At 69.6% G+C, this 19,282-nt stretch carries 12 protein-coding genes; 8 read left to right on the top strand and 4 right to left on the bottom strand.

The features are described 5' to 3' along the window. Positions 1-11 precede the first annotated feature (11 nt). Together ABH941_RS18765 and ABH941_RS18760 are read left to right on the top strand one after the other, a co-directional pair. Complete coding sequence (locus ABH941_RS18765) at positions 12-1,130, top strand: lipid II:glycine glycyltransferase FemX (protein WP_370130497.1); 1,119 nt, start codon at positions 12-14, stop codon at positions 1,128-1,130. Positions 1,131-1,202: 72 nt separating this feature from the next. Continuing rightward, the gene (locus ABH941_RS18760) at positions 1,203-2,237 is read left to right on the top strand and encodes an alanine racemase (protein ID WP_370130496.1); all 1,035 of its coding nucleotides are present in this window, start codon (positions 1,203-1,205) and stop codon (positions 2,235-2,237) included. Positions 2,238-2,403: 166 nt separating this feature from the next. Here the strand turns inward: ABH941_RS18760 and ABH941_RS18755 are convergent, their stop codons facing one another. Together ABH941_RS18755 and ABH941_RS18750 are read right to left on the bottom strand one after the other, a co-directional pair. Then, positions 2,404-3,849: a glycosyltransferase family 87 protein gene (locus ABH941_RS18755; protein WP_370130560.1), complete on the bottom strand. Its 1,446-nt coding sequence runs from the start codon at positions 3,847-3,849 to the stop codon at positions 2,404-2,406. Positions 3,850-4,149: 300 nt separating this feature from the next. Beyond that, positions 4,150-6,792, bottom strand: a complete 2,643-nt coding sequence (locus ABH941_RS18750; protein WP_370130495.1) for a transglycosylase domain-containing protein — start codon at positions 6,790-6,792, stop codon at positions 4,150-4,152. A 456-nt stretch (positions 6,793-7,248) separates the two neighbouring features. On the opposite strand from ABH941_RS18750, the gene ABH941_RS18745 reads away from it, so the two are divergent. The 4 genes from ABH941_RS18745 to ABH941_RS18730 all read left to right on the top strand — a co-directional run bounded on the left by ABH941_RS18745 (position 7,249) and on the right by ABH941_RS18730 (position 11,503). Beyond that, positions 7,249-7,908: a PadR family transcriptional regulator gene (locus tag ABH941_RS18745; RefSeq protein ID WP_370130494.1), complete on the top strand. Its 660-nt coding sequence runs from the start codon at positions 7,249-7,251 to the stop codon at positions 7,906-7,908. A 116-nt stretch (positions 7,909-8,024) separates the two neighbouring features. Then, positions 8,025-9,107, top strand: coding sequence for an inositol-3-phosphate synthase (locus ABH941_RS18740; protein ID WP_370130493.1), 1,083 nt, complete (start codon positions 8,025-8,027; stop codon positions 9,105-9,107). A 127-nt stretch (positions 9,108-9,234) separates the two neighbouring features. Continuing rightward, entirely contained in the window at positions 9,235-10,596 is a 1,362-nt protein-coding gene (locus ABH941_RS18735) for an MFS transporter (protein ID WP_370130492.1), read from the top strand. Positions 10,597-10,735: 139 nt separating this feature from the next. Continuing rightward, positions 10,736-11,503, top strand: a complete 768-nt coding sequence (locus ABH941_RS18730; protein WP_370130491.1) for a hypothetical protein — start codon at positions 10,736-10,738, stop codon at positions 11,501-11,503. A gap of 4 nt (positions 11,504-11,507) precedes the next feature. Here the strand turns inward: ABH941_RS18730 and ABH941_RS18725 are convergent, their stop codons facing one another. Beyond that, positions 11,508-12,200: a restriction endonuclease gene (locus ABH941_RS18725; RefSeq protein WP_370130490.1), complete on the bottom strand. Its 693-nt coding sequence runs from the start codon at positions 12,198-12,200 to the stop codon at positions 11,508-11,510. A 150-nt stretch (positions 12,201-12,350) separates the two neighbouring features. Continuing rightward, the gene (locus ABH941_RS18720) at positions 12,351-13,763 is read right to left on the bottom strand and encodes a CCA tRNA nucleotidyltransferase (RefSeq protein ID WP_370130559.1); all 1,413 of its coding nucleotides are present in this window, start codon (positions 13,761-13,763) and stop codon (positions 12,351-12,353) included. 363 nt (positions 13,764-14,126) lie between these two features. Here ABH941_RS18720 and ABH941_RS18715 point away from each other — a divergent pair, with 363 nt between their 5' ends. Further along, positions 14,127-16,589 carry a DUF6049 family protein gene (locus tag ABH941_RS18715; protein WP_370130489.1) on the top strand — a complete coding sequence of 821 codons (2,463 nt, stop codon included), beginning with the start codon at positions 14,127-14,129 and terminating at the stop codon, positions 16,587-16,589. 92 nt (positions 16,590-16,681) lie between these two features. Further along, on the top strand, positions 16,682-19,147 hold the full coding sequence (gene murJ, locus ABH941_RS18710) for a murein biosynthesis integral membrane protein MurJ (protein WP_370130488.1): 2,466 nt from the start codon (positions 16,682-16,684) through the stop codon (positions 19,145-19,147). Positions 19,148-19,282 lie beyond the last annotated feature (135 nt).

The following is a 19,282-nucleotide window of genomic DNA, read 5'->3' as shown; positions in this document are numbered from 1 at the left end:
AGCACCCCCATATGAGCCTGCGCCTGAGGACCATCAGCCGGGAGGAGCACCTGGCCTTCATCAGGAGTCTGCCCTCCGCGAGCCATATGCAGGTCCCCTCCTGGGGCGACGTCAAGGGCGAGTGGCGCTCCGAGAGCATCGGCTGGTTCGACGACCGCGGCGCCGTCGTCGGCGCCGGCCTGGTGCTCTACCGTCAGATCCCCAAGCTCAAGCGCTACCTCGCCTATCTGCCCGAGGGCCCGGTCATCGACTGGTTCGACCCGAACCTGGACCGCTGGCTGCAGCCGATGCTGGACCACCTCAAGTCGCAGGGCGCCTTCACCGTGAAGATGGGCCCGCCGGTGATAATCCGCCGCTGGCAGGCCGAGACGATCAAGAGCGCCATCGCCGGCAAGGAGGCCAAGCGGCTGCGCGACGTCGAGGCCGACTGGTACGAGCCGCGGGCCATCGACACCGCCGACCGGCTGCGCCGGATGGGCTGGCAGCAGGGCGAGGACGGCGGCGCCGGCTTCGGCGACGTCCAGCCCCGCTACGTCTACCAGGTGCCGCTGGCCAACCGCTCGCTGGACGACGTCCTCAAGGGCTTCAACCAGCTGTGGCGCCGCAACATCAAGAAGGCCGAGAAGGCCGGGGTGGAGATCGTCCAGGGCGGCTACGACGACCTGCCGGTGTTCCACCAGCTCTATCTGGAGACGGCCGAGCGCGACCAGTTCATCCCGCGCCCGCTCTCCTACTTCCAGCGCCAGTGGAAGGCCCTGACCGCCGAGGACCCGAACCGGATGCGGCTGTACCTGGCCTACCACGAGGGCGACGCACTGGCCGGGACGACCATGATCACGGTCGGCGAGCACGTCTGGTACTCCTACGGCGCCTCCACCGTGCACAAGCGCGAGGTCCAGCCCAACAACGCGATCCAGTGGCGGATGATGCGCGACGCCTACGCGCTCGGCGCCACCGTCTACGACCTGCGCGGCATCAGTGACACCCTGGACGAGAGCGACCACCTGTTCGGGCTGATCCGGTTCAAGGTCGGCACCGGCGGGCAGGCCGCGGAGTACCTGGGCGAGTGGGACTTCCCGCTCAACAAGCTGCTGCACAAGGCGCTCGACATGTATATGCAGCGACGTTAGAAGACCAGTTCGTCGATCTCGTTCGATCCTCTGTCTTTCGATCCTCTGTCCCCGGAAGGTATCCCCCACCCCATGGCGCTCTCTCTGTACGTGGACACCCCCCGCTGGCGTGCCCACCAGCGCTCCGTCGTGGACGCCTTCCCCGGGCTGGTCCCGGTCGCCAAGGGCAACGGCTACGGCTTCCGCAACATCCGCCTGGCCGAGGAGGCCGCGCGGATGGGTGCCGACGTGCTCGCCGTCGGCACCGCCTACGAGGCAGCCGAGCTGAAGGACTGGTTCGGCAAGGACCTGATCGTGCTCACCCCCTACCGGATCCGCGAGGACACGGTGCCGCTGCCGCAGCGGGTCATCCGCACCGTCGGCACCATCGAGGGCGTACGCGGCCTGGTCGGCGGGCGCGTGATCATCGAGTGCATGACCAGCATGCGGCGGCACGGGGTGCTCCCCGAGGACCTGGCCAAGCTGCGTTCGGCCGTCGACGACGTCCGGGTCGAGGGCTTCGCCGTGCATCTGCCGATGGACCGGCCCGAGGGCGTGGACCCGCTGGCCGAGACCGCGCAGTGGGTGGACCGGCTGCGGGCGGCCGGGCTGCCGCTGCGGCGGATGTTCGTCAGCCACCTCCGCATGGAGGAGGTCGTCGAGCTGGGGCGCCGCTACCCGGACGTGCACTTCCGGCCCAGGATCGGCACCCAGCTGTGGCTCGGCGACCACGGGGCGATCGACAGCCGCGGCACCGTGATGGACGTGCACGCGCTCGCCAAGGGCGACCGGTTCGGCTACCGCCAGCACCGCGCCGCCGGCGACGGCCATCTGCTGGTGGTCGCCGGGGGCACCGCCCACGGGGTGGGCCTGGAGGCCCCGAAGAACCTCTCCGGCCTCACCCCGCGCGCCAAGAGCCTGGCCCGGGCCGGCCTGGCCACCCTCAACCGCACGGCCTCCCCGTTCAGCTGGAACGGCTCCAAGGTCGCCTTCGCCGAGCCACCGCACATGCAGGTCTCACTGCTGTGGCTGCCGGGCGAGGTCCAGCCCCCGCAGGTGGGCGAGGAGCTGAAGGCGACGCTGCGGCACACCACGACGCTCTTCGACCGGATCGTGGACCAGGGCTGAGCCCCGGCCGGGCGGTCAGGTCGATGTTCGGGACCTTCCCGAACGATCGCACGGCCGTGCGCCCAACTGGTGCTTTTCGACGCCAGGTTGACGAACAGCCGACCGCCCCTGTGGACAATTCGTTGTCCACAGGGGCGGGGTGAGTTATCCACAGGGGCGCATTTTCTCAATCCGGCACGGTGTCCGGGTACTTGGCCGCGCCGCCGCGCCTCCCGGGGTTGGCAAAAATGTCAACTGCCCTGTCCAGGACACCACCTGACGGATCGTCACTGCCGTCCCAGCGCACCACGTCGTACTCCGGTACGAGGATGTCGCGGATGACCATGACGCACAGGTAGAGCGTCCCCAGGATGTGGACAACGATCGCCCCGTGGTACCAGTCCGTGGGCAGCCCCTTCTGCGCGGAGCTGGAGGTGTAGGCGAAGTTGTACCAAATAGCAAGGAAGTACAGGACCTCGCAGGTCTGCCACACCAGGAAGTCCCGCCAGCGCGGGCGGGCCAGCGCGGCCAGCGGCAGCAGCCAGAGCACGTACTGCGGCGAGTAGACCTTGTTGGTGACCGTGAACGCCGCGATGATCAGGAACGCCAGCTGGGCGAAGCGCGGCCGCCGCGGGGCGGCCAGGGCCAGCCAGGCGATACCGAGGCAGCACAGCGCCAGCAGCATCGTGATCACCGTGTTGACGGTGTTGACCGACCAGTTGATGATCCCGTTCTGGCTGAGGATCAGCCAGAACGAGCCGTAGTCGATGGTCCTGGTCTGGCTGAAGGTGTAGAAGGTGGCCCAGCCCTTGAAGTTGAGCAGCATGAACGGCAGGTCCACGGCCAGCCAGGCGGCCACCGCGGTGGCCAGCGTCTCGCCGAAGGCGCGCATCCGCCCGGCCCGCCAGCACAGCACCAGCAGCGGACCCAGCAGGAAGACCGGGTAGAGCTTGGCCGCGGTGGCCAGGCCGAGGAACACCCCGCACCACAGGGTGCGCCTGCCCGCCCACAGCGCCATGGCGACGGCGGTGAGGGCGACGGCCAGCAGATCCCAGTTGATCGTCGAGTCCAGCGCCAGCACCGGCGCCAGCGCGAACAGCAGCGCGTCCCAGGGGCGGCGCCGGTGGGTGCGCATCACGGCGACGACCGCGATCACCGCGCAGACCATCAGCATCCCGGCGTTCAGCAGCCAGAAGACCTGCTCGCGGTGCACGTCACCGCCGCCCGAGGGGGTCAGCCACGCGGCCAGCCACATGAACAGCCCGGTGAGGACCGGGTACTCCAGGTACTGCATGTCGGGGGTCGCGCTGGGGATCTTGTCCAGATAGGGGATGTTCCCGATGGAGAAGCCGCGCAGGGTGAACAGGTGCGGGATGTCGCTGTAGCAGGCGTGGTCGTACTGGGCGGTCGCCCCGTAGAACCAGCCGGTGTTGTAGCAGGGGATCTTCTGCACCATCCCGAGGGCGAAGACGACGATCGTGCAGATCGCCAGGACCCGGGCCGCCGTCCACCAGCCGACGCCGAGCAGGGCGCGCCGCCCGGGCGCGCCGCCGAACAGCTCGCTCCCGGCGGCCGCGACCGGATCCTCGTCGGCGGGCACTACCACGGTGTCCTCGGGCGGCGGCGCAGGCATCGTCAGGGTGCCCCGCTCGGCCGCGCGCACGGAGGCGCTGTCGGGGATGCTGTCCGGCTCGGGCGCCGCTGCCTCGTCACGCTCGCTCGACGTCATGCCGGACATCCTGCCGCACCTTCCTGTCCGAGCACCGGGCACCCGGCAGTTGGACATGGGCCGGAGCCCGGAACGGGCTAACTGTCCAGTTTTTCCGGACCGGGTGCTCCGGAACGGCCGCCGGCCCCGGCGCGGGCCACCCGGGGGTGGCTCGTACCGGGGCCGACGGCGTCCTGGGGCACCGGGGAGCGGCCGTGCGGACGGTCAGCCTCCGCCGAAGATCGACGAAGTCGACGCCGAGGCCGAGGCCGAGTGGCCCGGCTTGGTGCGGCTCGCGCTCGCCGAGGCCGAGGCCGAGGTCGAACCGCCGGTGCAGCCGAATGAGAACGCGCCGCAGGTGTTCGTCGCGGAGGGGCTGGTCGACAGCGTCGGCGACAGCGAGACCGTCGGCGTCGGGCTCTGCGACTGCACCGCCGGCTGGCTGGAGGAGGCAGCGGCCGAGGGGCTGTTGCTGGCCGAGGCGGAGGGCGAGGGCGCCCCCGACTCATTGGCGCCCTTGCCCAGCGTGGGAGCGGCCGGGAAGGAGACCGTCGGCGTGCCGTTGAGGGCCGCCTCCATGAAGTTCAGCCAGGCTTCGGCGGGCAGCCGGCCACCGAAGAACTTGCCGGTCCCGGAGTCACCGCTGCCCTGCATGCTCTCCAGGACCCCCTTGGTGGGGTCCTCACGGAACATCGTGACCGCTGTCGACAGCTGCGGGGTGTAGCCGATGAACCAGGCCGACTTGAAGGAGTCGGTGGTACCGGTCTTGCCGGCCACCGGGCGGCCCAGCGCCTTCACGCTGGTGGCGGTGCCCTTCTGGACGACCTCCTGCAGCATGCTGTTGATGGTGTTGGCGGTGGAGGCCGACATCACCGACGCCGACTTGGGCTTGGCCAGCACCGGTTGGTCCGCGGTGGCGACCCCGTTCTGGGTGACCTTGCTGACCGTGTAGGGGTCGTGGTAGACCCCGCCGTCGGCGAAGGTCGCATAGACGTTGGCCATCCGGATCGCACTCGGGGTGGAGGTGCCGATGAAGAAGCCGGGGGTGTCGCTCGCGAAGATGTTCTTGTCCAGCCCCAGGCTGGTGGCCATCGCCGTGACGTTGCTGTAGCCGACGTACTCGCCGAGCTGGACGAACGGGGTGTTGATCGAGTTGTCCATCGCGGTCCGCAGGGTGACGTACCCCGGCATGTTGGTGTTGTCGTTCTGCTGATGGAGCAGGCCGTCCGGTGACTTGTCCTTGGGATCGGTGTCGGTGATCAGCGTCCCCGCCTGCGTTCTGATGGTGATGCCGTTGTCACCGTTGAACTTGCTGTCCGGGGTGATCGCCGAGTACGCGGCGCCCGGTGTCAGCATCGCGCCCTTCTCCAGGGCCGCCGCCATCACGATGGGCTTGAAGGTCGAGCCCACCGGGACGCTGGTGGTGTTGGCGTTGTTGATGAAGTAGCCCTTGTCCATACCCGGGCCGCCGTAGAGCGCCTTCACCGCGCCCGTGGCCGGATCGACCGTCGCCGAGCCGGTCTGGATGTTGGTGTCGTACTGCGGCCGCTTCTTGGCGTCGATGTGCGCGCTCGTCATCTTGTTGACGGCGGTGGTCATCTCGGCGGTCTGCGTCTTGTCGAAGGTCGTGTGTACCTGGTAGCCGCCCTTGGCGAAGTCGGCGTCCGTCAGCTTGGGAGTGGTGTGCTCCTCGGCGTAGTTCGTGGCCGTCGCCACCAGGTAGCCGATCTGGCCGCTCAGCGTGGAGTTCAGGGTCCACTTCTTCGGCATGGGGAACTGGGCCGGGGTGTACGCGGCCCGCTCGGTCGCCGTCAGCCAGCCGTTCTTGGCCATCCGGTCCAGCACATAGGTCCAGCGGTTCACCGCGGCGGTCTTGACCGCGGCGTCGCTGGTGACGTTCTGGTAGAAGCTGGGCTGGTTGACGGTTGCGGCGATGAAGGCGCCCTGGGAGACGTTCAGCTGGGAGGCGTGGATGCCGTAGTAGGCCTCGGCCGCGGCCTCGATGCCGTTGGCGCCCCGGCCGTAGTAGTTGCTGTTGAGGTAGCCCTCCATCACCTGGCTCTTGGTGTAGTGGCCGTTCCCGATCTTTATCGAGATCATGATCTCGCTGAACTTGCGGGAGACCGTCTGGTTGGAGTTCGACAGGATGCTGGTCTTCACCCACTGCTGGGTGATGGTCGACCCCGACTGGATCTGACCGCCCGTCACCATGTTCTTGACCGCACGCAGGATGCTGGTGGCGTCGATGCCCGAGTTGGTCATGAAGGTCTCGTCCTCAGCCGCCATGAAGTCGTCCTGGACCTTCACGGGGACGTCCTGCAGCGAGACGTTCTGGCGGTTCACCGTGCCGGTGGTCGCCATCACCGAGCCGTCGGCCCAGTAGAAGATGTTGTTCTGCTGCTGGGTGCTCGGGTTGATCGGGGGGACCGTGGTGTTGGCGTAGGCGTAGCCCACCACGCCCACGGAGACGGCGAAGAACAGCAGGGCGCCGCTGAGCAACTGCTTGAACGAGGGCAGCCAGTGCCGGACGCCGGCCTTGCCCCAGCGCGGGTAGTCGATGAAACGCTTCGGCCGGGGCCCGGCGGGGGCTGCGGCCCCGGCCTTGCGGCCCTTGCCCTGGGCGGCCTTGCGCATCTCGGCGCGGGTCAGTCGGGGCTGCTGGCCCGTCATGCCGTTGCGCGCGGGCTGGCCCTGCGGGCGAGCGGTCCGGCGCGGCGCGGTCGATCCCGGCCCCGAGCCGTTGCCGCTCTGCGTCTGGCCCTGGGGCTGGCCCTGCGGGTGGCCGCCTCTGGCGGGCGGCGGCTGCTGGCCGCGCCGCCCGGAAGGGGCGCCATCCGGATTCGACTGTTTGCGCCGATGTTCGCTCATGCTTCCAGCTGCTCCTCGAACAGGCCGCGCGGCCTGAAGGCGGTGGTCCACTTCCGATTCGTCGCGGCCCGGCCGGCCTGCGCGCGAGTCCCCCGGGGCACCGGCCGGGGCCGCCGCACGGCACCAAGGGCGGCGTCGGCGCCACAGGTGTCACTTCGGTTCCCGGCTTCCTGCATAGGCGACAGAGTACGCAGGGGTTCAAGGCAGCTAAACGGGCAGTCACCATCAATCAGGGCAAACTGCCCGCAGATACTTACGAAAGCCTCAGCCCTTCCCCACCTGGAACGCACGGCGGAGGGATAGGCGGCAGCCAGGAACGGCCCCTCGGAAGCACCGCTGTGATCACCTTCACGGAGTCGCCTCTTGCCCGAACGGCGATCGCGGCCTATCGTCTCGATGTATCGACTCGATACATCGAGACGGCATAGTGGCAGCGACCGAGAGGTGAGGGACAGCGTGAGCAGGCGCTCCGGCATCCTTGAGTTCGCCGTCCTCGGGCTGCTCCACGATGCCCCGATGCACGGCTACGAACTGCGCAAACGCCTGAACGTGCTGCTTGGTTCCTTCCGTGCCTTCTCCTACGGCACGCTCTATCCGTGCCTCAAGGGGCTCGTCGCCCAGGGCTTCCTGGTCGAGGACAACCCCGGCACCGAGTACATCCCGGCCACCGCACTCAACGGCAAGCGGTCGAAGATCGTCTACCGGCTCACCCCGGAGGGCAAGCAGCGCTTCGAGGAGCTGCTCGCCGACTCCGGGCCCGACGCCTGGGAGGACGAGCACTTCGGCGTCCATTTCGCCTTCTTCGGTCAGACCGACCGGGCTGTGCGGATGCGGGTCCTGGAGGGCCGCCGCAGTCGCCTGGAGGAGCGGATGGAACGGATGCGCACCTCACTGGCGCGCACCCGGGAGCGTCTCGACGGCTACACCCTCGAACTCCAGCGCCATGGCCTGGAGTCGGTGGAGCGCGAGGTCCGCTGGCTCAACGAGCTCATCGAGACCGAACGCGCCAACCGCAACGGCGGGACGGCCCCACAGATTTCGGACGGCAGGGAACGGCCGGCAGCCAATGCCGCTCCGCCCCCCGACCGCCCGGCGCGCTCCCCCGAGGAGCGCTGACCCCGGAGCGGACCGGGTTGACGGGTGGCACTGCATGTACCGCCGAAGTACCGCACTGACCATCTTTTTCAGATGAGCACATCAGTCCAAATCGATCACAACAGGGAGCAGCCGAAATGAGTTCGGTTCGCGTAGCCATCGTAGGTGTGGGCAACTGCGCCGCCTCGCTTGTCCAGGGCGTCGAGTACTACAAGGACGCCGACCCGAACAGCCGCGTGCCGGGACTTATGCACGTGCAGTTCGGTGAGTACCACGTCCGCGACGTCGAGTTCGTCGCCGCGTTCGACGTGGACGCCAAGAAGGTCGGGCTGGACCTCGCGGACGCCATCGGCGCCAGCGAGAACAACACCATCAAGATCTGCGACGTGCCGACCACCGGTGTCCAGGTCCAGCGCGGCCCGACCAACGACGGCCTCGGCAAGTACTACCGCGAGACCATCGAGGAATCCTCCGAGGAGCCCGTCGACGTCGTCCAGGTCCTGAAGGACCGCCAGGTCGACGTGCTGGTCTGCTACCTCCCGGTCGGCTCGGAGATCGCGGCCAAGCACTACGCCCAGTGCGCCATCGACGCCAAGGTCGCCTTCGTCAACGCCCTCCCGGTCTTCATCGCCGGCACCAAGGAGTGGGCCGACAAGTTCACCGAGGCCGGCGTCCCGATCGTCGGCGACGACATCAAGTCGCAGGTCGGCGCGACCATCACGCACCGTGTGATGGCCAAGCTCTTCGAGGACCGCGGTGTCCTGCTGGAGCGCACCATGCAGCTGAACGTCGGCGGCAACATGGACTTCAAGAACATGCTGGAGCGCGACCGGCTGGAGTCCAAGAAGATCTCCAAGACGCAGGCCGTCACCTCGCAGATCGTGGACCGCGACCTGGGCGCCAAGAACGTCCACATCGGCCCGTCCGACTACGTGGCCTGGCTGGACGACCGCAAGTGGGCGTACGTCCGCCTTGAGGGCCGCGCCTTTGGCGACGTCCCGCTGAACCTGGAGTACAAGCTCGAGGTCTGGGACTCCCCGAACTCGGCCGGTGTCATCATCGACGCCGTCCGGGCCGCGAAGATCGCCAAGGACCGCGGCATCGGCGGCCCCATCCTCTCTGCGTCCAGCTACCTGATGAAGAGCCCGCCGGTCCAGTACTTCGACGACGAGGCCCGCGACAACGTCGAGAAGTTCATTCGCGGCGAGGTCGAGCGCTGACCGCTCACTTCTGAGCCTGCGGGCGGTCCCCTCTCCTTGTTTCACGTGAAACCGTGGAACGGGAATGGGGGCCGCCCGCAGGCGTTTGAGCATGCACATCTCCGCCGCGACGTGGCACGCTGTGCAGGTGTCGATCATCCGCGGTGCGCCCGCCCCCCAGGGCCGCGCCGCGGCCCTGCTGCGACTGCACGACTTCCGCCGCCTGCTGCGCACCCGGCTGCTCTCCCAGCTCAGCGATGGCGTCTTCCAGGTGTCGCTGGCGTCCTATGTGGTCTTCTCGCCGGAACGCCAGCCCACCCCGGGAGCCATCGCCTCCGCCTTCGCGGTGATGCTGCTGCCGTTCTGCGTCGTCGGCCCGTTCGCCGGACCGCTGCTGGACCGCTGGCGGCGGCGGCAGATCCTGCTGTACGGGAACCTGGTCCGGCTGCTGCTCTGCCTCGGCACCGCCGTGCTGGTCCTGCTGCGCGTCCCCACCCCGGTCTTCTTCGCGGCCGCCCTCTTGGTCACCGGCGCCAACCGGTTCGTGCTGGCCGGCCTCTCGGCCGCACTGCCGCAGGTCGTCCCGGCCGCCCTGCTCATCGGGGCCAACGCGATCGCGCCCACGCTGGGCACCATCGCCACCACCGTCGGCGGCGGATCCGGATTCCTGGTGCGGCTGGTCCTCCCCGGCGGTCCCGGGGCCAACGCCTCCCTGCTGGTGCTGGCAGCACTGGGGTACGGCAGCGCCGCCCTGGCGGCCGCCACCATGGAACCGGACCTGCTGGGCCCACAGTTCTCGAACCGGGGCCGGGCCGGTCGGGCCCGGGAGCCGCTGACGACCGTGGTCGCCGCCACCCTGCGCGGACTGCTCGCCGGGCTGCGCCACCTGGTCCGCGACTGCCGCCCGGCCGCATGGGCGCTGGGCGCCGTCACGGTCTGCCGCTTCTGCTACGGGCTGCTGCTGGTGCTGCTGCTGATGCTCTGCCGCAACACCTTCGCCACCCCCGACGACCAGGCGGCCGGCATCCGCTGGCTGGGGCTGGCACTGACCGCCTCCGCCTTCGGCTTCTTCGCCTCCGCGCTGCTGACCCCCTGGGCGACCCGGCGGATCGGGGTGGCCCAGTGGCTGGTCGGCTGCGCGGCGGCGGCCGCGGTGCTCACTCCGGTGCTGGGCCTGTCCTTCGCCCCGGTCCCGATCATGACCGCCGCCTTCCTGCTTGGCCTGGTCTCCCAGGGCATCAAGATCAGCACGGACACCGTGGTGCAGACCGAGGTGGCGGACGACTACCGGGGCCGGGTCTTCGCCGTCTACGACGTCCTGTTCAACGCGTCGCTGGTGGCGGCCGCCGCCGTCGCCGCCCTGGTGATGTCCCCGAGCGGCCGCTCGGTGGCGGTGGTGCTGGGCTCCTCGGTGCTCTATGCCGCAGCGGCCGTGGGGTACGGGCTGACGCTGCGCCACAAACCGCCGGTTTCACCCTGCCTGGGCACGCCGGTACCTTCTGACAGGTGACCAGGAGTCCATCCGGCACTGTGGATTCACCCGCTCCTGTCCCGTGGGCCTCCCTGGACGGATAGCGTGCCAACGTTCCCTGTCATACCTGTCAGCCCTCCCTCCTCAGAGGATCCCTATGGCCTCCCCTCCTCCGCCCATGCCTGGCAACCCCTACGCGAAGCCGGGCAACCCCTATGCCCCGCAGCCGCCACAGGCCCCCCAGCAGCCCAACCCCTACGGCGGCGCGCCCGGTGCCGTCCCCCCGCCCCAGGGTTACGCACCGCCGCCCCAGGGCTACGCACCACCCCAGAACTACGCACCGCCCCAGAACTACGCACCGCCCCAGGGTTATGCGCCCCCGCAGGGCTATGCACCGCCACAGGGCTGCCCGCCGCCCGCACCGGGCTACGCCGCTCCGCCCCAGCAGGGCTACGCCCCACCGCCGCCGCAGGGTTACGCCCCGCCCCAGCAGTCCCCGTACGGCGGGCCGGGTCCGGGACAGGTCCCTCAGCAGTACGACCCCAACGCGCCGACCTGCCGCTTCTGCGGCGGCTTCCCCGCTGCCGACGTCAGCTTCCACGGCCACCGGGGCATGATCATCGTCATGCAGTTCCTGAAGACCCGGGGCCCGTTCTGCCGGACCTGCGGCACCGCGGTGATGCGGGACATGTCCGCGCGGACCATGGTCCGCGGCTGGTGGGGCTACGGCTCCTGGGTCTTCAGCAGCATCGCCCTGATCCGCAACTCCATCGGCTTCAACAAGATCAAGGCACTGCCGGAGGCGGCCCCCGCAGCCGGCGCCCAGCAGCTGGACCCGGGCCTGCCGCTGTTCAAACGCCCCCAGGCGCTGGGGCTCCTGGTGCCCGCCTGCCTGGTCCTGCTGTTCATCGTCATCCTGACCGCGGACGTCTTCGTCGCCAACTGACGGCTCACGGGCCGCCACCGTCTTCAGGGGCCGCCGGTTCCACCCCGTGCACCAGGTGGAACCGGCGCCCCAGCCGCGCCGAACCGTCCTCCTCCACGATCATGAGTTCCAGCTGCTCCAGCCGGCAGCGGACCTCGCCCAGCGCCAGCTCCTGCGTGCCGGCCTGCTCCAACAGTGCGTTCAGCAACGGCACCACCGTGCTGCCGATCACCGCGCGCAGCGCCGTCGAGGCGACCTCGACCGGATCCGGCTCCACCCCGCCGGCCGGCTGCCGCAGCGGGTTGTCGACCGGCAGGAAGCGCGCCCCCGCCTCCAGGTCCAGCAGCCGGGAACGCACCTGCCGGGCGATGTCGCTCTCCCTGAGCAGCATGGCGGCGCAGAGCACGGTGCGCCGGTTGAACAGCGCGAGCTGCCGGGCCCTGGACTGGATTCCGCTGGCATTCTTGAACGCGGTCAGCCGCTGCCCGGTCAGCACCTGATATCCGTACGCCTCCAATTCCTCGCGGTGGTCGAGCACCAGCGAGTGGACCGCCCTGGTCGGCACGGCGAAATAGTCGGCGACGGCCTCGGTGAGCAGGTGCAGTCCATTGGGCAGGGTGAGCGCGCCCAGGGGTTTGACCCGTTCCAGGGCTTCGATCCGCCCGGCGAGGGCCGCGCGCATGGTCCGGGATTCCAAGAGGACGTCATCGCCTGTCATCGCATTCCCTCCGTTTCCGGGAGGTTCCGCGCCTCCCCGAAATGGAGTAACGAGAATCGGGCATGACAGTTACATCACCCATGAATCCGGGATTATGGGCGACGCATTTGTTGTTGGTATCAATTCAGTTTTCCGGCGAAAAAGAAACCCCTACTGCTCCCGGCCGGCCCACCATTCCCGCAGCGCCGCCTCGGCAGCCTCCGGCCCCAACGGACCGTGCTCCAGCCGCAGTTCCAGCAGGAAGTCGTAGGCAGCGCCCACGTCCCGCCCCTTCACGCCCAGGATCGCCATGATCTCGTGTCCGTTGAGGTCGGGCCGGATCGCGCCCAGCTCCTCCTTCTCCTGGAGCTCGGCGATGCGCTGCTCCAGTCCGTCGTAGGAGCGCGAGAGCGCGGCGGCCTTCTTCTTGTTGCGGGTGGTGCAGTCGGAGCGGGTCAGCTTGTGCAGCCGGGAGAGCAGCGGACCGGCGTCCCGGACATAGCGGCGCACCGCCGAGTCGGTCCACTCGCCGCTGCCGTAGCCGTGGAACCGCAGATGCAGCTCCACCAGCCGGGACACGTCGTCGATCAGCTCGTTGGAGTACTTGAGATCGCGCAGCCGCTTCTTGGTCATCTTCGCGCCGACCAGCTCGTGGTGGTGGAAGGAGACCCCGCCGCCGTCCTCGAAGCGCCGGGTGCGCGGCTTGCCGATGTCGTGCAGCAGCGCGGCCAGACGCAGCGTCAGGTCAGGGCCCTCGTCCTCCAGGGCGATCGCCTGCTCCAGCACGGTCAGCGAGTGGTCGTAGACGTCCTTGTGGCGGTGGTGCTCGTCGCGCTCCAACTGCAGCGCGGGCAGTTCCGGCAGCACCCGCTCCGCCAGTCCGGTGTCGACCAGCAGCAGCAGACCCTTGCGCGGGTGCGCGGACAGCAGCAGTTTGTTGAGCTCGGCCTGGACCCGCTCCGCGGAGACGATGTCGATCCGCCGGGCCATCTCCGTCATCGCGGTGACGACCTCGGGGGCGACCTCGAAGTCCAGCTGCGCGGCGAAGCGGGCGGCCCGCAGCATCCGCAGCGGGTCGTCGGAGAACGACGCCTCGGGGGTGCCCGGGGTGCGCAGCACCTTCGCCGCGAGGTCGGCCAGGCCGTGGTGCGGATCGATGAACGCGACCTCCGGCAGCGCCACCGCCATGGCGTTCACCGTGAAGTCCCGGCGGACCAGGTCCTCCTCGATGGTGTCGCCGTAGGAGACCTCGGGCTTGCGCGAGTCCCGGTCGTAGGCCTCGGAGCGGTAGGTGGTGATCTCGATCTGGAAGTCGAACAGCTCCCCGTGCTCCGGGTCGGCCGTCGGCCTGGCCTTCTTGCGGGCGCCCACGGTGCCGAAAGCGATGCCGACGTCCCAGATGGCGTCCGCCCACGGCTTCAGCAGCGCCAGGATCTGCTCGGGGCGGGCGTCGGTGGTGAAGTCGAGGTCGTTGCCAAGACGGCCCAGCAGCGCGTCCCGCACGGAGCCGCCGACCAGAGCGAGGCGGAAACCGGCCCGCTGGAAGCGGCGTCCCAGCTCCTCGGCGACCGGGTAGGCCCCCAGTACCTCGCTGACGGCGGAGAGCTGAGCGGCGGAGAGCTGAACGGCGCTGAGCGCGGCGGCGGGAGCGCCCGGCGCGGCCCCGCCCAGGGGCTCGGCGTCCGGGGGGAAATCGCTGGGATCATTGTCGTACGGCACGACAGACAAGGGTACGTGCCGTGACGCACCGGCCGCGCCTCGTTATAGCTCGTAGGAACGCGTAGGAAGGCGTGCGGCCATCCGGGCACGCCTGGACGGTCCTGCTGCACCCGTTGCCAGGCAACGTCGTTACGATGCCGGGGGGCTGGGTGGCATCCCGGGAGCGGGCAGTGACGGCGGCAGCGGCCGAGACACCGTAAGCGACGAGAACGGCGAGGGCGCGTGGACGTGGCGGCACGGCAGGCGGGGCGCGGCGACGGTCGGCGCAGGAGCACGGCCCACGGCGGGGCAGCACTGCGGCGGGCGCGCCGGGCGGGTGCGGTGACGCTGGCCTCGGGGCTGGTGCTGGGCACCGGCACCACCCTGGCGCCGGCCGCCGCGTTCGCGGCGCAGGCCCCGTACACCGTCAGCGATGTCCACGCGGTCGGCTCCGGTGCCGTCCTGGCGTCCGCCACCAGCAGCGCCCCGAAGGCGAGCAGCGGCAGCGCGGCCGTGGTGACGCTGGACACGATCACCCCGCAGACGCCCCAGGCCAACGGCAGCGTCACGCTGACCGGCACGGTGACCAACCGGGGCAGCACCTCGATCAGTTCCCTGCACGTGGGAGTGTGGGCGGACACCCAGGCGCTGGACAGCCGCTCGGCGATCGCCTCGGTGGCCTCGCTCACCGGCCCCACCGACCAGGACCCGGCGGAGCTGGACAAGAGCGGTCTGCAGCCGAAGCTGGGCACCCTGGCGCCCGGCGCGACCAGCGCCCCGTTCACGCTCACCGTGAAGATCAGCGACCTCGGCCTCAACTCCAGCCACGGTGTGTTCGAGCTGGCGGTGGACGCCCAGGGCAGCACCTCCGGCTCCGCGGTGCACCCGCTGGGCGTCGCCCGCACCTATCTGCCGCTGTACGACACAGCCAGCGGAGCCCAGCCCACGAAGATCGCCACCCTGTGGCCGGTCGTGGAGACGCCCCGGGTGCAGCCGCAGACCTACAGCGACTCCAAGGCGTCGGACCAGGCCGTGCTCAGCGACGACACCCTGGCCGACGACCTGGGCGCGGACGGACGGCTGGGCCAGCTCGCGTCGCGCGGCGCCAGCATCGCCAACCTCAAGCCGACCTGGGTGATCGACCCGGACCTGATCACCAGCGTGCTGGACATGGAGTCGAACTACCAGGTCGCCGGCTCGGCCGGCGACACCAAGGGCGCCACCTCGTCCTGCCACTGCACCACGGCCGGCACCGGCCAGAACGCCGCCAAGAGCTGGCTCAGCGCCATGCAGGGCAACCTGGCCGGCCTGAGCAGCCAGCAGGTGCTCTCGCTGCCCGCCGCCGACCCCGACCTGGCCTCCATCGCGCACAACGGCGGCAACTCCCAGTCCCTCAAGGACACCCTGAAGGTCGCCACCAGCGACCTCGGGCAGGTCGGCCTGAATCCGCTCCAGGTCAGCGCCTCCCGCACGGTGGCCTGGCCCTACCAGGGGTACATCGACAGCTCGGTGGTCTCGCTGGCCCGCAGCATCGGCAGCACCCAGATCATCACCAACAGCAGCAGCCTGCCGGACTCCCGCAGTCTGATCTACACCCCCAACGCCGCGCGCTCCCTGGGCAACGGCACCACGGCCGTGGTCGCCGACGCCACCATCGCCGACATCTTCGCCGGCGACCTGTCCACGCAGAGCGCCCAGGTACTCGCCGAGCAGCGCTTCCTCGCCGAGACCCTGGCGATCACCCTGGAGCAGCCGAACAACCAGCGCAGCATCCTGGTGATGCCGCCGCGCGACATGACCGCGAGCACCGCCCAGACCCTGGCGAACTCCCTGGGCGCGGCCGTGACCGCCAAGTGGGCCAAGGCCGCCTCGTACGGCGAGGTGGCCTCGGCGACCCCGACCCCGCAGGCGGGCACCACCGTGCCGTCGGTCTCCGACTACCCGTCCGCCGCCAGGAAGAACGAGCTCACCAGCGACGACCTGACCGCGGTGACGGGCACTCAGGACAAGCTGACCGACCTCGGCAAGATCATGTCGAACTCGGCGCCGATCCGCACCGCCTTCAGCTCCGCCGTGCTGCGGTCGGTGTCCACCCAGTGGCGGGACGAGTCCGCGAAGGGGGCGGCCTACCGCCAGAACGCGACCGCCTACCTCGACAACCTGTACGGCGCGGTCTCGATCCTGCCCAAACCCAACAACTCGATCACCCTGTCCGGCAGCGGGTCGGCCACCATCCCCATCACGGTCCAGAACGACCTGCCGCAGGCGGTCCTCAACCTGAAGATCGAGCTCACCTCCTTCAGCCCGACCCGGCTGAGCCTGGGCAAGGAAACCCCCAGCGTCAGGCTCATGGACGTGCGCGCCAACGGCGACACCGTGGAGACCCTGAGATTCCCGGTGAAGGCCACCGCCAACGGACCGGTCGAGATGACCGCCCAGCTCTACACCACGGACATGAAGGCATATGGCGGCCCAGTGGTCTTCACCGTCGACATCAAACAACTGCGCAACGGCGTCATCGCCGTCGTGGCCGGCGGCGTGCTGCTGGTGCTGTTGGCGGGGGTCCGACTGTATTCGAAGCGTAAGCACGCCCAGGTCGGGGAAGGCGTCGACGAGGACGACGACACTGCGGTGGGCGACGGCGAGGACACCGGCAGCGTCGGCGGCGCGCCGGAGAAAGGCGCACGTCAGGATCAGAAAAACGCAACCTGAAACACTGGCTGTGAGCCACCGGATGAGAGGGTGGACCCCATGGACGGCCGAGTCACCCCCGGCCGCCTAGTCCAAGGATCCGGAGAGGTGGCATGAGCGCGCCGCGTGACGGCAGAACCCAGCAGGGACGCGGTGGACGCGGCCCCAACCGAGGTACGCCCCCCGCCGCCCCCGGCCCGGACCAGCAGAGCCAGGGCACCGACCCCTACTTGGACGAGACCTACGCGCGCGACCCCTACGCCCAGGACCCGTACGGGCAGGACCCCTACACCCAGGATCCGTACCCCCAGAACCAGCAGCCGTATCCGGAGCAGCAGGCGTACCCGCAGGCCCAGCCGTACGCCCAGGACCAGCAGTACAGCCAGGATCCGCCTTACGCCCCGGACCAGCCGTACGTCCAGGAGCAGCAGTACGTCCAGGAGCAGCAGTACGCCCAACCCCCGTACCCGCAGCAGCCCTACCCCCAGCAGGGCTACCAGCAGCCCGGATACGGCGCGCCCCAGTACGAGCAGCCGTACGAGCAGCAACAGCAGCAGTACGGCGGTCCCGCGGCGCCCGACGGGGCCACCGTCCCCGGCTTCGGGCCGCCCCAGGGCTTCTCGCCGGCCTACGGCCAGTCGGTGCCGCAGCCCGCCCAGCCGCCCGCCGCCGAGGTCGGCGTCGACGAACTGCTCACCCACGCCACCCGCAGCAAGCAGGACAGCAGCAAGCAGGACAGCAGCAATCAGGACGCCGACAGCGACCCCTACGCCTATCTCTTCCGCGAGAGCGACCAGGCCTCCTACGCCCCCGGCTGGTACGGGGAGGCCGGCGGCGGCGACGCGGAGGCGACCGGCACCATCCCGCTGCTGCGCTTCAACCCCATGGCCCCGCCGCCCCCCGGCGCCGTCGCCGGAGTGCCCGGCGCCCCGCCCAGCGAAAAGCAGGGCGGCAAGGCCGGCGGCATCCTGGGCTCCAGCGCCATCATGGCGGCCGGCACCCTGGTCTCCCGGGGCACCGGCTTCATCCGCACCATGGTCATCACCTTCGCCATCGGCGTCGGCATCATGGGCGACTCCTACAACGTCGCCAACACCCTTCCCACCCTGCTGTACATCCTGGTCGGCGGCGGCGCGCTGAACGCCGTGTTCGTCCCCCAGCTGGTCCGCAGCATGAAGAACGACGAGGACGGCGGCGAGGCCTACGCCAACCGGCTGCTGACACTGATCGTGGTCGGGCTCGGCGGCGTGGTCTTCGTCACCGTGCTCGCCGCGCCCCTGCTGGTGCGCCTGGTCTCCGCGTCGATCATGAGGGATCCGCAGAGCGCCGAGGTCACCGTCGCTCTCGCCCGCTACTGCCTGCCCACCATCTTCTTCATGGGCGTCCATGTGGTGATGGGTCAGATCCTCAACGCCCGCGGCCGGTTCGGCGCGATGATGTGGACCCCGGTGCTCAACAACATCGTGGTCATCTTCACCTTCGGCATGTACGCCTGGGTGTACGGCTCGTTCACCAAGACCGGCGTCACCCCGCACAGCATCTCGCCCGAGGGCGTACGGCTGCTGGGCATCGGCACCCTGCTCGGCCTCGTCGTCCAGTCCCTGTCGATGATCCCCTACCTGCGGGTCGCGGGATTCAGGTTCCGCCCCCGCTTCGACTGGCGCGGCCACGGCCTCGGCCACGCCGCGAAACTCGCCAAGTGGACCTTCCTGTTCGTGCTCGCCAACCAGGCCGGCTACCTGGTGGTCACCCAGCTGGCCACCGCGGCGGGCAACGCCTCCGGCCGCAACGGAGCGGGCCTGTCCGCCTACTCCAACGCCCTGCTGATCTGGCAGCTGCCCCAGGCCGTCATCACCGTCTCCGTCATGAGCGCGGTGCTGCCCAGGATCTCCCGCTCCGCCGCCGACGGCCAGGCGACGGCCGTCCGCGACGACCTCTCCTACGGGCTGCGCACCTCGGCGGTGGCCATCGTTCCCGCCGCCTTCCTGTTCCTCTCCCTGGGCCCGGTCATCGGCTCGGTGCTCTACGGCTTCGGCAACTCCTCACAAGGAGGCGCCTCCATCGGCTGGATGCTCTCCGCCTTCGCACTCGGACTGATCCCCTACTCGGCCCAGTACGTCCTGCTGCGCGGCTTCTACGCCTACGAGGACACCAGGACACCCTTCTACAACACCGTCTGGGTCGCCGCGAGCAACGCGCTGCTGTCCGGCTTCTGCTACCTGGTGCTCCCCGCGGACTGGGCGGTGACCGGCATGGCCTTCGCCTACGGCTTCTCCTACCTGGTCGGACTACTGGTCGCACTGCCCCGTCTGAAGCGCCGGATCGGAGACCTGGACGGGCCCAGGTGCAAGCGCACCTACGGGCGGCTGATCGGCGCCAGCATCATCCCGGCCGCGATCGGCTTCACGGTCTCCAAGCTGATCGTCGACTCCCTCGGCGGGGGCCTGCTCCCGGACATCGCCGCCCTGGTGGTCGGCGCAGTACTGCAGATCGGACTGTTCGTCGTGATCGCCCAGCGGATGCGCATCGAGGAACTGACCGGTCTGATCGGCATGGTTCGCACAAAACTGGGCCGCTGAGACCGACTCGTCCTCAGTTTGGCGAAGAGGGCACCTCCCCGGGGCAACCTCCGAGGGGGATCGTGGGTCGTAGTCGAGGAGCGGGCATTGGCACAATTGACCGCGGCCCGGAATGATCGAGGGCACAGCACAGGG

It is taken from the genome of Streptacidiphilus sp. EB103A, assembly GCF_041261405.1.
Classification (GTDB): domain Bacteria; phylum Actinomycetota; class Actinomycetes; order Streptomycetales; family Streptomycetaceae; genus Streptacidiphilus.
The sequence above is the reverse complement of the archived record's forward strand: the minus strand, read 5'-3'. Positions and strand labels throughout refer to the sequence as shown.